The sequence below is a fragment of the Acinetobacter sp. ACZLY 512 genome (assembly GCF_023614015.1).
Taxonomy (GTDB): Bacteria; Pseudomonadota; Gammaproteobacteria; order Pseudomonadales; family Moraxellaceae; genus Acinetobacter; species Acinetobacter soli.
The window spans coordinates 104,590-116,369 of record NZ_JAKIVI010000001.1 but is presented as its reverse complement, the minus strand read 5'-3'; the positions used below and the strand labels follow the sequence as shown (position 1 = coordinate 116,369).

At 43.7% G+C, this 11,780-nt stretch carries 10 protein-coding genes; 8 read left to right on the top strand and 2 right to left on the bottom strand.

Annotated elements, in window-relative coordinates:
* Window positions 1-84: 84 nt before the first annotated feature.
* Window positions 85-603: an RNA chaperone Hfq gene (gene hfq / locus L2096_RS00600; protein ID WP_004948171.1), complete on the top strand. Its 519-nt coding sequence runs from the start codon at window positions 85-87 to the stop codon at window positions 601-603.
* 96 nt (window positions 604-699) lie between these two features.
* On the opposite strand, the gene L2096_RS00595 is transcribed toward hfq, so the two are convergent.
* Window positions 700-2,040 carry a peptidylprolyl isomerase gene (locus L2096_RS00595; protein WP_250364689.1) on the bottom strand — a complete coding sequence of 447 codons (1,341 nt, stop codon included), beginning with the start codon at window positions 2,038-2,040 and terminating at the stop codon, window positions 700-702.
* Complete coding sequence (locus L2096_RS00590) at window positions 2,040-4,484, bottom strand: LPS-assembly protein LptD (protein WP_076032171.1); 2,445 nt, start codon at window positions 4,482-4,484, stop codon at window positions 2,040-2,042. Before L2096_RS00590 ends, L2096_RS00595 begins: the two co-directional genes overlap by 1 nt.
* Before the next feature lie 120 nt (window positions 4,485-4,604).
* On the opposite strand from L2096_RS00590, the gene L2096_RS00585 reads away from it, so the two are divergent.
* The 7 genes from L2096_RS00585 to lpxK all read left to right on the top strand — a co-directional run bounded on the left by L2096_RS00585 (window position 4,605) and on the right by lpxK (window position 11,773).
* Window positions 4,605-5,621 carry an aminoglycoside phosphotransferase family protein gene (locus L2096_RS00585; protein ID WP_004948165.1) on the top strand — a complete coding sequence of 339 codons (1,017 nt, stop codon included), beginning with the start codon at window positions 4,605-4,607 and terminating at the stop codon, window positions 5,619-5,621.
* Window positions 5,618-6,322: an N-acetylmuramate alpha-1-phosphate uridylyltransferase MurU gene (murU, locus tag L2096_RS00580; RefSeq protein ID WP_076032172.1), complete on the top strand. Its 705-nt coding sequence runs from the start codon at window positions 5,618-5,620 to the stop codon at window positions 6,320-6,322. The genes L2096_RS00585 and murU overlap by 4 nt, the downstream gene beginning before the upstream one ends.
* Before the next feature lie 69 nt (window positions 6,323-6,391).
* Window positions 6,392-7,030, top strand: a complete 639-nt coding sequence (rsmG, locus tag L2096_RS00575) for a 16S rRNA (guanine(527)-N(7))-methyltransferase RsmG (RefSeq protein WP_151745926.1) — start codon at window positions 6,392-6,394, stop codon at window positions 7,028-7,030.
* Window positions 7,031-7,043: 13 nt separating this feature from the next.
* A complete protein-coding gene (locus L2096_RS00570) occupies window positions 7,044-7,826 on the top strand; it encodes a ParA family protein (protein ID WP_025095488.1) in 783 nt (260 codons plus the stop codon).
* Window positions 7,823-8,713 carry a ParB/RepB/Spo0J family partition protein gene (locus tag L2096_RS00565; protein ID WP_004938745.1) on the top strand — a complete coding sequence of 297 codons (891 nt, stop codon included), beginning with the start codon at window positions 7,823-7,825 and terminating at the stop codon, window positions 8,711-8,713. Before L2096_RS00570 ends, L2096_RS00565 begins: the two co-directional genes overlap by 4 nt.
* Window positions 8,714-9,034: 321 nt before the next feature.
* Complete coding sequence (msbA, locus tag L2096_RS00560) at window positions 9,035-10,759, top strand: lipid A export permease/ATP-binding protein MsbA (RefSeq protein ID WP_004938741.1); 1,725 nt, start codon at window positions 9,035-9,037, stop codon at window positions 10,757-10,759.
* Window positions 10,760-10,765: 6 nt separating this feature from the next.
* Window positions 10,766-11,773, top strand: coding sequence for a tetraacyldisaccharide 4'-kinase (lpxK, locus tag L2096_RS00555; protein ID WP_250364688.1), 1,008 nt, complete (start codon window positions 10,766-10,768; stop codon window positions 11,771-11,773).
* Window positions 11,774-11,780 lie beyond the last annotated feature (7 nt).

Below are 11,780 nucleotides of genomic sequence, written 5' to 3'. Positions count from 1 at the left end.
TTTACATACTATCTTTTTTATAAATTTTAATTGAAAAATAAAGATGGTTTTTTGCGCTGATTTTAATTTTTTTGGAGTTATAAAATGTCTAAAGGTCAAACATTACAAGATCCGTTCTTAAATTCTCTCCGTAAAGAACGTATTCCTGTGTCAATCTTTCTTGTGAATGGTATTAAATTACAAGGTCACATTGAATCTTTCGACCAATACGTAGTGTTGCTAAAAAATACGGTAAGCCAAATGGTTTACAAGCATGCAATTTCAACTGTAGTTCCTGCACGTAACCCACGTCCAGCAGGCGCTCCAGCTGGTGCACCACAAGGTGGTTTTGGTGGTCAGGGTGGTGGCTTCGGCGGTCAAGGTAGCGGCTTCGGCGGTCAAGGCGGTGGCTTCGGTGGTCAAGGTGGCTTCGGTGGTCAAGGTGGCTTCGGTGGTCAAGGCGGCGGCTTCGGCGGTCAAGGCGGCTTCGGTGGTCAAGGTGGCTTTGGTGGTCAAGGCGGCGGCTTCGGTGGTCAAGGTGGCTTCGGCGGTCAAGGCGCTTCTGGCTTTGACAACGATACAAAATTCGAAGATGGACAGGACGACGATTCTAACAATCGTTAATCTGTTTCAATAAAAAAACCTCAGTCAATATGACTGAGGTTTTTTTTATCTAAAATATAAAAAAAGAACCAGCATTTGGCTGGTTCTATTAAATGATTACTGTGCTGCTATGGCTTTTGCTCGCTGCAATTTTGTATCAAGTTCCGGATCCTTGATTTGTACATACGCATGGGCACGTACTTCACGCAACCAGCTATCCAGTTCACTATCAAACTGTCGCTCACCCAAGATCTGGCGTGCCATACGCTCTTGATATTCTTGAGTCATGTCTTTTTCACGAACGCCAGTGACTTCAAGAATATGCCATCCATATTGAGTCTGGAATGGCTGGCTAATTTGTCCGACTGGTGTATTTTTCATTTTCTCTTCGAACTGTGGCACCATACTGCCCGGCGTTACCCAGCCCAAACTTCCGCCATCACGTGCTGAGCCTGTATCAGAGGAGTAGGTTGCGGCGAGTGTGGTAAAGTCTTCACCCGACTTTAAACGATTATAAATGCTATCAATAGTTTGTTTGGCCATATCCGGACTGATGACTTCAGACGGCTGAATTAAAATATGGCGCGTCTGGTATTGGGTCACCATGGCTTTTTGATCGCCACTTTTTCGTTCGATCAATTTCAAAACATGAATGCCATCACGAACATTAATCAGCTCGGTAGTTTGACCTTGCTGAAGTGGACTAACACGCGCAGCTAATTCGGAAGGCAGGTCGGCAAGATCACGGTATCCCATGTCCGCACCTTCGACCTTAACGTCTTTGGTTGAGAATTTTTTACCAATCGCCGCAATGTCATTACTTTCATTCAAGGCTTGTTTTACATCTTGCGCAACTTTGGCAAGCTGCTGCGGATCTACTCCTTGTTGGGCAGAGATACGCGCATGAATAACATGAACCTGACTACCAAGCATTGCCTGACCTTGAGGTGACTTCAAAAAGTTTTCAACGTCTTGATCACTAATTTTGATACGTGACATGACTTGCTGCTGACGTAAGCGATTGATTGCCAAATCTTGACTGATACGAGCACGCAGTGCTGCATAAGTTCCCGGTGCTATACCATCGAGTTTCTGTTGAAAGGCAGGGAGTGATTTAATACCTGACTGACCAGCTACTTTGAGTACAGCATCATTGAGTGTGTTTTCATCAATCTTGATGTTATAACGTTTCACCATTTCAAGTTGGGCTTCACGTAAAATCAACTGATCAAGCACCTGACGTTGCAAGAAGTTTTGTGGTGGAAGCCCTTTTTTTTGTGCTTCAAGCTGGTGTGTTGCTTCAGTGACACCTTGATCTAAATCGCTTTTAAGAATGACGCTATTGTCCACAATTGCAACGACTTCGTCTGTTGGCGCTGCAAAACTTTGCATTGATGAAGAAACAACCAGAGCCAGCGCGGTTGTTTTAAATAACTGTTTCAAATACTTTGTCTTCATTAACGTTGTGTCCAAGATTGATTAATTTCTTTAAAGCCTAAAACGCGATTTTCCAATAAAGAAGCTAACTTGTTGTTTAAGCCGCCTAATCCTTTAAATGTGATTTCTGCCATCACCGCGCGCTTAACGTTGACGTTCGGATCTTTCGGATCGTCTAGATCGTTGTAGTAAGAACGGCCGTAAACAGAAACCGCATAACAACATGATTCATAATTTACGCCAAGCAGGTATTCACGTGCGACGTTGTTTCTGAAGTCATATTGAACATGGCCCATAATACGCCAGTTGTTCTTGATTGGTTGTACAAATGATGCAACAGCCGCATCGTACGCCACTTGACGATCTACAATTTCCTTGCGGTTAAAGTAACCAACGTTATAAAGATTTCCGTTGTCACCTGTGAAATAGGCTTGGAAATCGTGCTGAGAATTATTGCCATTAGACATCCATGCCGAGTTGGCACTTACTGTAAACTTGTTTGTCAGCTGGCTCGAGATACTGACAATCGGCCCTGATGTTTTAGACGTATCTTCAGTGTCAGTGCTGTTTGTTAGCGTCACACGGCGATCAGAGAAATAAAAACTTTGGCCAACACCTGCACGAATTCGTTCAAGGCCTTCGGTATCAAACAAGCTATAGCTAACGCCCAGAGAAAGGAAGTTGTTGTCTTCTAAACGGTCATGACCATAAAAACGATACGGGCTAAACAGCTGATCGTAGCTGATTGAAGCAGATGTGGTATCAAAGTTGGCATAGCCATTTTGATTTTCATACGGCGCGTATGCATAAAATGCACGTGGTGTAATGGTTTGAAGGTACTTACCATCACGCTGGAAAATCAAACCTGAATCGAGGGTAAACTGCGGTACAACTACCGACTTAGTTTCCGAGCTGGCATCTAGGTTTTGTGAGGCAATACTGTCTTTATCATAGAAAGTATTGATGCTTCGAACAGAAGCTTCTGGAATCACAAAGGCCCAAGGGGTGCGGTAGTTATAACGCACTGCAAACTGGTTATACAAACGCGTACCACTGCTTTCTTGTGCAGAGTTGTCATTAATCGATTTTTTGAAATATGCGGTGTCGTTGTTATATTCATATTGCAAACCAAGCGGATTGCCCGTCACATAGTTGAGCAAGAACTGCGGCAAGCGTGCATAAGGCTTGTCTGCATCCAAAATGGTTTTATCTAAAGTTTGATAGTCTTCAACTTTTAACTGCGCAGTCAGGCCAGGAATTTGATTTTTATACTTTAGAGTGACCGCACGACGTAGATTCAAATCGGTTTTAGAATCTGGATTGGTATCTAAGTCGGTGATGTAATCTTTATCAGAGGCGTAGTGATATTCTGCATCTGCCGTTAAATAATCGTTAATTTGCCATTTGTGCAAAAGGTTAAAATCTTTACGATCTTGATTATTGTATCGATCATCACTTGGTAAGTAGCCACCCCAGATTTTACCTTGACCATAATTCTCGGTGAGGTATCTAAATTCGCCTTGCATCATCATGCCACGATCTGAAATATATCGCGGAGTAACCGTTGCATCGTAATTTGGCGCAAGATTCAAATAAACCGGTACGGTGAGTTCAAGCCCACCATCGTTTGAGAAACCCAGGTTTGGGTTGAGAATCCCGGTAGTTCGGCGGTCATCAATGGGGAAATTAAAATACGGTACTGCCAAAACAGGGACATCTTTTACATATAACTTGGTACCTTTGGTTACACCACGCCCGGTTTCCTGATTTAGTTCAATTTCTTTGGCTTGAATTTTCCAAGTTGGCTTTTGCTCGGGTGGGCAAGTGGTATAGGTGGCATTGTGCAGCACCAGTACATCCGGTGAGGTACGCTGAATCAGGTCTGCACGGCCATGCGCATGTTGCTGCTCAGAAATGTAATAGCTATTTTTTAAATCACCTTGCTGGGTTTTCAGGTTGTAATTAACCTGATCGCTTTTGGCCAGCAATCCAGCTTGTGCAAGCTGCACATTCCCTTGCGCGTTGGCATAGGTTTGGCTTTTATCGATCGTGACTTTATCGGCACGCACAGATCGGCCTTGCTGATCAATCAGGACATTGCCTTCAAGTTCTGAATCGCCATTCGGATTGTAATGTGCATAGTCTGCTGTGACTGTAGATGTGGCCTCTTTAGGGTCAACAGCTTGTGTGGTCGGACTGATCGGGGTAATCCAGGTGCCGCTACAAAAAGCGGAACTCAATGATTTGGTATCACGCACCTGAGCTTCTGGAGATGATTTCTCGACATAATACTGCTCAAAAAACTCTTGTCCCGGATAGGCTTTTTGAATGCTGTCCTTGAGTCTTTTATTGTCCACAGTCGAAGCTGTATCGTTGGCTTCAGCATAGCTTGATTGTATGGTGCTACCACACAAAAGTGTAAAAATAGCAGCTGCTAACGGATTAAATTTAAACTGATACTTCATTTGTGTCATTAACCAAGTATGCTAAAACGCAATTAATTATTGTCGCATCATAGAGAAAAAGTTTATAAGTGGCTACACTTAGAACTTCAAAATCTCAGCCCGTTTTAGATTTTATTGCAAATGAATACACAACGTGAACAATTGATACATATCTGGCTTACTTCGATTCTAAATTCAAGCGATTTTAGAATTCAATTTCTTGCCGGAGACGCAAGTTTTCGCCGTTATGCGCGAGTCGAATACAAAAATAATACCTATATGTTAATGGATGCGCCACCAGAAAAAGAAGATTGTGTGCCATTTGTTCAAATTGACGAGTTTTTTGATCGGCATGGTGTTCGTGTTCCGCATATTGTGGCCAAAGATCTAGCTCAAGGTTTTTTATTGCTTGAAGATTTTGGCGATGTGTTGCTTTCGACTTTACTTAATGAGCAGACAGTTGATGCCTACTATTTACAGTCGTTTAAGCAGCTCATTCACTTGCAATCGATACCGCCGCAAGATCAATTTCCAGTATATAGCTACGAAAAATTGATGGCAGAAATGCATTTACTCACCGAGTGGATGCTGCCTGCGCTGGAGATTCAGCCTGATTCAGATGAGCAACAATTGATTCAGCAGACCTTTGATTTGCTCGCCAAAAATGCACTGGCTCAGCCACAAGTCATTGTGCATCGAGATTTTCACAGCCGTAACCTCATGAAACTGGGCAATGAAGAGACACTCGGTGTGATTGACTTTCAGGATGCAGTAATTGGTGCCGACACGTATGATTTGATCTCGATCACACGTGATGCTTACGTACAGTGGGACCCAAGCCGTGTTTACCAATGGTTTGAAACTTTTTATACGTTGTTGCCAGCTCAAGTAAAAGTAGCGCGTAGTTTTGAAACCTTTAAGCGTGATGCTGACTGGATGGCCATTCAGCGACACATCAAAATTTTAGGGATTTTTGTGCGCTTATTTGTACGTGACGGTAAATCAGGATATTTGAAAGATCTTCCACGAGTCATGTGGTATTTGCTGGAAGAAAGTCAGCCTTACCCAGAACTTGCCGAATTTAGACGTTATATGATGGAACAAGTTTTACCTAAGTTTGAAGAAACTTACGGCACCTTTGAGAGTGTTGCAGCATGAAGGCGATGATTTTGGCCGCTGGACTCGGCAATCGCATGCGTCCATTGACCCTGCACACGCCTAAACCGCTACTTCAAGTTGGCGGCAAACCGTTAATCGTATGGCATATTGAAAAGCTCAAAAAAGTCGGTATTACTGATATTGTCATCAATACGGCATGGCTTGCAGATAAACTGGTCGAGGCGCTTGGAGATGGTGCTGCTCTGGGGGTAAATATCCTCTGGTCGCATGAAGGTGAAGGGCTTGAAACGGCAGGTGGAATTATTCGAGCATTACCGCTTTTGGGGCAAGATCCCTTTTTGCTGGTTAATGGCGATGTCTGGACCACCATGGCGTTTAATGAACTTACTGAAATTGAACTGCATGATAATTTGGTGCATCTGGTTTTGGTCGATAATCCTGTGCAGCATCCAAGAGGTGACTTTATACTGGCCAAACAGCGCGCCTTTACCTTTGAGCAGGCAGTAGCGGGTGAGGCATTAACCTATAGTGGTTTGGCAGTAATATCGCCTCAACTGTTTGCGGGTTTAAGTGACGGCAAAAGACCTTTGGCACCTTTATTGCAAAAAGCCATGCTTGATGGACGCGCAAGCGCACAGAAAATGCAGGCAGATTGGGTTGATGTAGGTACCCCAGAGCGATTAAGCCTGTTAGATCAACAAATTAAGCAAGGTTTCTACAGTCAACTGTGTATTCACTAAGCGGTAGAGACTAGGCGTAGACCGAGAAATCGGTATACTTCCCCTAAATTTTTAAGATGTGAAGCGGATATGCATCCATTTTTCCAAGAGTTAAAACAGGGCAGTCAGTCCCTTGGGTTGAATCTAAGCGATGATGCTTTAGGATTGTTATTAAAGTATCAAGATGCCTTGGTATTATGGAACAAGGCATATAACCTGACCGCAATTCGAGATCCAAAAGAAATGCTGGTCAAGCACTTGCTTGATAGTTTAAGCATTTTAAAAGATTTACCAGCGGGGCGTCTTTTAGACGTTGGTACAGGCGGCGGAATGCCCGGCATGATTGTTGCCTTGTGTCAGCCTGAGCGTGATTGTGTATTGCTCGATTCGAACGGTAAAAAAATTCGTTTTCTCAAGCAATTTATTGCAGATTTAAAATTAAAAAATGTCATTGCAGTACAAACCCGCGTTGAAAACGAAGACTCGATCCAAGATTTGGGTAAATTTGATGTGGTGACCAGTCGTGCTTTTGCGTCGCTGTCAGATTTTGTTGCGGCAGCACGTCCGTATATGCACGATTCAACCGTGATTGCAGCAATGAAAGGCTTGGTACCGACCGAAGAGGCCAAACAGTTAAAAACTGAATTTTCATGTCAAGTGATCGAACTGCGTGTTCCACGTTTGGACGAGCAGCGTCATTTGCTTTTATTGCAACAATTAAAAAATTAAGTTTGGGGTTCTCATGGCTCAGATTATTGCGATTGCAAACCAGAAGGGTGGCGTAGGTAAAACCACGACAGCTGTAAATCTGGCGGCCTCTTTAGCGGTATTGAAAAAACGGGTATTGCTGGTGGATATGGATTCACAGGGTAATGCCACAATGGGGTCGGGTGTTCAAAAAAATGACCTGTTGTATTCAGTAACCGATGTTTTACTGGGTGAAGTTCCGATTGAAACCGCTATTACCAAGGCTGAGGTCGGCTACAAAGTTTTAGGTTCTAACCGTGACTTGGCAGGCGTCGAATTGGCAATTGCAGAGCAGGATGGTCGCGAGTTTATTCTAAAAAAAGCGCTAGATACCATTCGTGATAAGTTTGATTACATTGTGATCGACTGTGCGCCAAGTTTGAGTCTCATTACAGTCAATGCGCTTGCTGCGGTCGATAGTGTGATCATTCCGATGCAGTGCGAATATTATGCGCTAGAAGGTCTGGCTGACTTAACCCAGACTATTGATCGTATTCAGCAGGCGCTCAATCCGAATTTGCAGATCACTGGTGTCTTGCGTACCATGTATGATGCTCGAAACGCATTGACGCGTGATGTATCGGCAGAGCTTGAGCAGTTCTTTGGTAAAAAGCTTTACGATACGGTTATTCCGCGTAATGTTCGATTGGCCGAGGCGCCTGCACACGGCTTGCCGATTATTTACTTTGAAAAAAGTTCTAAAGGCGCGATAGCGTATTTAAACTTGGCTGCCGAAATGTTGAAGAAAAGCAAAGTGAAAAAAGGAACCAGCGCATGACCACAAAAAAACGAGGTTTGGCAAAAGGTCGCGGACTCGATGCATTACTTGGTTCGATTCAAAAAGAAAAACTCCAGCTTGAAGCACAGGCAATTGATCATGGTCAGCTAAAACAAGTTGATGTTGATCTGTTAAAGCGTGGTGAGTATCAACCACGCCGATTTATTCAAGAACAAGATTTAAAAGAGCTTGCAGCATCAATTGAAAAACATGGTGTGATGCAGCCGATCGTGATTCGTCCGATTCAAGATGATCAGTTTAGTTATGAAATTATCGCGGGTGAGCGTCGCTGGCGTGCAGCACAGTTGGCTGGATTGAAACAGGTTCCTGCAATTGTTCGTGATTTAAACGATCAGGTTGCCATTGCATTGGCTCTGATTGAAAATATCCAGCGTCAAGATCTCAATCCAATTGATCAAGCCTTGGCATTGCAACGCTTTCATGACGAATTTGGTCTGAGTCATCAAGAAATTGCCGAAACGGTAGGCAAGGCAAGAACAACAGTCAGCAATCTTCTGCGTTTACTCAGTCTCGATGATGTGATTAAAGACTTCATGCAAGAAGGGCAACTCGATATGGGTCATGCCCGTGCCATTCTGGCCTTGAAGGCAAAAGATCAAATTGCGATTGCAAAAGTCATCATTGATAAAAACCTCTCGGTTCGTCAAACCGAACAGTTGGTTCGCGAGTGGAATCAACCGAAACAGTCAAAGCCTAAAGAGGCAACACCACCAGATATTGAGCAATTAACCCAGCGTTTATCTGAGCGTTTTGGTGCTCAGGTTAAAATTGATCACAACAAACAAGGTAAAGGTAAGTTGGTGATTCAGTACCATTCACTTGATGAGCTAGATGGTATTCTCACCCTGTGTTTGCCAGATGCGTAATTATTTGGTTTAAATACGCGGACTGATTTGCTATAGCTTTTATGTATGAAATAAGGCGTCGATATGAACGGTATTGATGCCTTATTTTTATTGAAAATTCATACTTTTTTAAGCTTAAGACAACAACATCTGCCACCAAAACCATACGGTGCAAGTATTGAAGTATGTTAAACTCCAGCTCGCATCTAGTATGTTTATTTGTTCAAGGTGAATGTTGGTGGTTTACACTGCTGTTGTTGGCTCATTGAGATGAGTGAAGCAAGCTAAGGAACGCTAAGCACTACTTGATATTATGCTAGTGCCGAATTAGAGGTTGATTGAGTGAAGCAAGATTTTAAGGTTTATATACGTCTAATATCCTATTTAAAACCTTATTGGGGTATCGCTTTGTTGGTGCTGATTGGTTTTGGTTTAAATGCCGCAACCGAAGTATCAGTCGCAAAACTCTTAAAATATATTATTGATGCCATTCAACTCGGTAGTCGAGAAGATTTAGACTGGTTTCCTTTGCTAATTGTATTACTGGTCTTCTTCCGTGGTCTTGGCTTATTTATGGGTGGATACTACACTGCGGTGATTTCGCGTCGACTCATTTTTAGTATTCGACAAGAAGTTTATGCCAAACTTATGCGTCTGCCCTCGCAGTACTACCTCGACAATTCCTCTGGGCATATCTCTGCCAAGATCATGTACAACGTCGAGCAACTCACGGCAGCTTCCTCTGAATCATTAAAAATTATGGTGAAAGATGGTTTGGTGACCATGGGGTTATTGGGTTATCTGCTCTACACTAACTGGCGTCTTACGCTATGTATCTTTATTTTTATGCCGATTATTGGCTTTTTGGTGCGTAAAGCATCGAAGCGCATGCGAAAACTGTCTATACAGGTGCAAAACACCATGGGCGATGTGAACCATGTGGTTCAAGAAAGTATCGCGGGTCAGGCCGTGGTCAAAAGCTTTGCAGGTGAAGCTTCAGAACAAAAACGTTTTTATACGTCATCTGAAGACAACTTAAAGCGCGGCTTGAAAATGGTGATCGTGCAAAATCTAAACAGTCCGCTGGTTCAGTTGGTCATGGCGATGGCGATGAGCTTGATTGTATGGTTGGCACTTCGTCCACAAATTTTAGGCGATACCTCTGCGGGTGAGTTTGTGGCATATATTACCGCAGCGGGACTTTTGGCTAAGCCTGTAAAGAACTTGACCGATGTCAATGAAAAACTTCAGCGCGGTATTGCGGCGGCGTATTCGGTATTTGAAGTGCTCGATTTGCCGACAGAAGAAAATAAAGGTGTATTAACGCCAAAACTTGAAGGCGGTGTACGCTTTGATCATGTGACACTTGAATATGCAGCCGGTGTAAAGGCCATTCAAGATTTTACATTGGATATTCAGGCGGGCCAAACCATTGCTTTGGTTGGTCGTTCGGGGGCAGGTAAAACCTCTTTGGTGAATTTGTTGGTTCGCTTTCAGGAAACTACTTCGGGTGGACTATATCTTGATGGTATTCCAATTCGTGATATTGAGCTCTCGGTGTTGCGTCAGCAAGTGGCGATGGTGAATCAGCAGGTGGTGTTGTTCAACCGTTCAGTGCGTGAAAACATTGCTTATGGCCAGCTTGAAGGTGCGGCAGATGAAGATATCATCGCGGCAGCAAAAGCCGCCTATGCGCACGAATTTATTATGAATTTACCTCAAGGCTACGACACGGTACTCGGTGCTCAAGGCCTGAATCTTTCTGGCGGTCAGCGCCAGCGTATTGCCATTGCACGTGCGATTTTAAAAAATGCGCCAATCTTGATTTTGGATGAAGCAACCAGTGCGCTAGATAATGAATCCGAGCATTTCATTCAAAAAGCTTTCGATGAAGCGATGCAAAATCGAACCACACTGGTGATTGCGCATCGTCTGTCCACCATTGAAAATGCCGACATGATTGTGGTGATGGATAAAGGACAGATTGTTGAAAAAGGTACACATCAAGAGCTGTTAGATAAACAGGGCGCTTACTTCCAGTTGCATCAGCGTAATTTTGAGGAATAAAGATTCATGTCTCTGGCACAGATCATTCAAGATGCATGGAACCGTCAAGCCAAATGGTTGGTGTTGCTGCGTCCACTGTCTTGGTTGTATTGTGCCGGTTCAAAGCTAAATAAATCTTTATTCGATACAAAACTGAAGTCGGTGTATCGTGCGCCGCTACCTGTACTGGTGATTGGGAATATTACGGTAGGAGGAAGCGGCAAGACGCCATTACTGATTCGGTTGGTCAACTATTTGCAGCTCAAGGGCGTCCGCGTGGGTGTAATTAGTCGGGGTTATGGTGCTGAAGGCCCGTTTCCGGCGCTGGTTACTCAAACCTCGACACCCGAACAAGTGGGTGATGAACCTTGTTTAATTGTTCAGTCTACCCATGTGCCGATGGCTGTCGGCCCGAATCGTCAAGCATCAATCGAATTACTCATCAAACATCATCAGCTTGATCTCATTATTAGTGATGATGGATTACAGCACTGGGCGCTGGCACGTGATCTGGAGTGGATTGTGCTGGATTTAAACCGCGGTTTGGGCAATAAAAAATTATTGCCCGAAGGATTTCTACGGGAGTCCAAACAGCGCTTGGTTGGCGCGACAGTAATCGAGCATGGTCATGCGTCTAAGTCGCCGTTGAATATGTTTTTACAGCCAAGTGAACCTTATTTGATGTCGCCTACCCATGATGTCTCTCTTTTTAATCCTCATGAGAGTTTTTATGCAGTGGTGGGGATCGGTTTTCCGCAGCGGTTTTATACCACTTTAGAGTCGATGGGAATCCATGATTTTCAATGTCATGAATTTCCAGACCATCACGACTACCAGTTGGCGGATCTTGAATTTGACGATCGGCACGCCATTATTACCACTGAAAAAGATGCTGTAAAATTACTGCCCCTGCTAAAACAGCACCCGGAATTTAGTCGAAAAATTTGGGTGGTTCCCGTCGAGGCAGTTTTATCCGACGCCTGCTACACTTTGCTCGAAGAGCAGCTTACAACACTTGGAATTCGCTTTTCTTAGGACATTC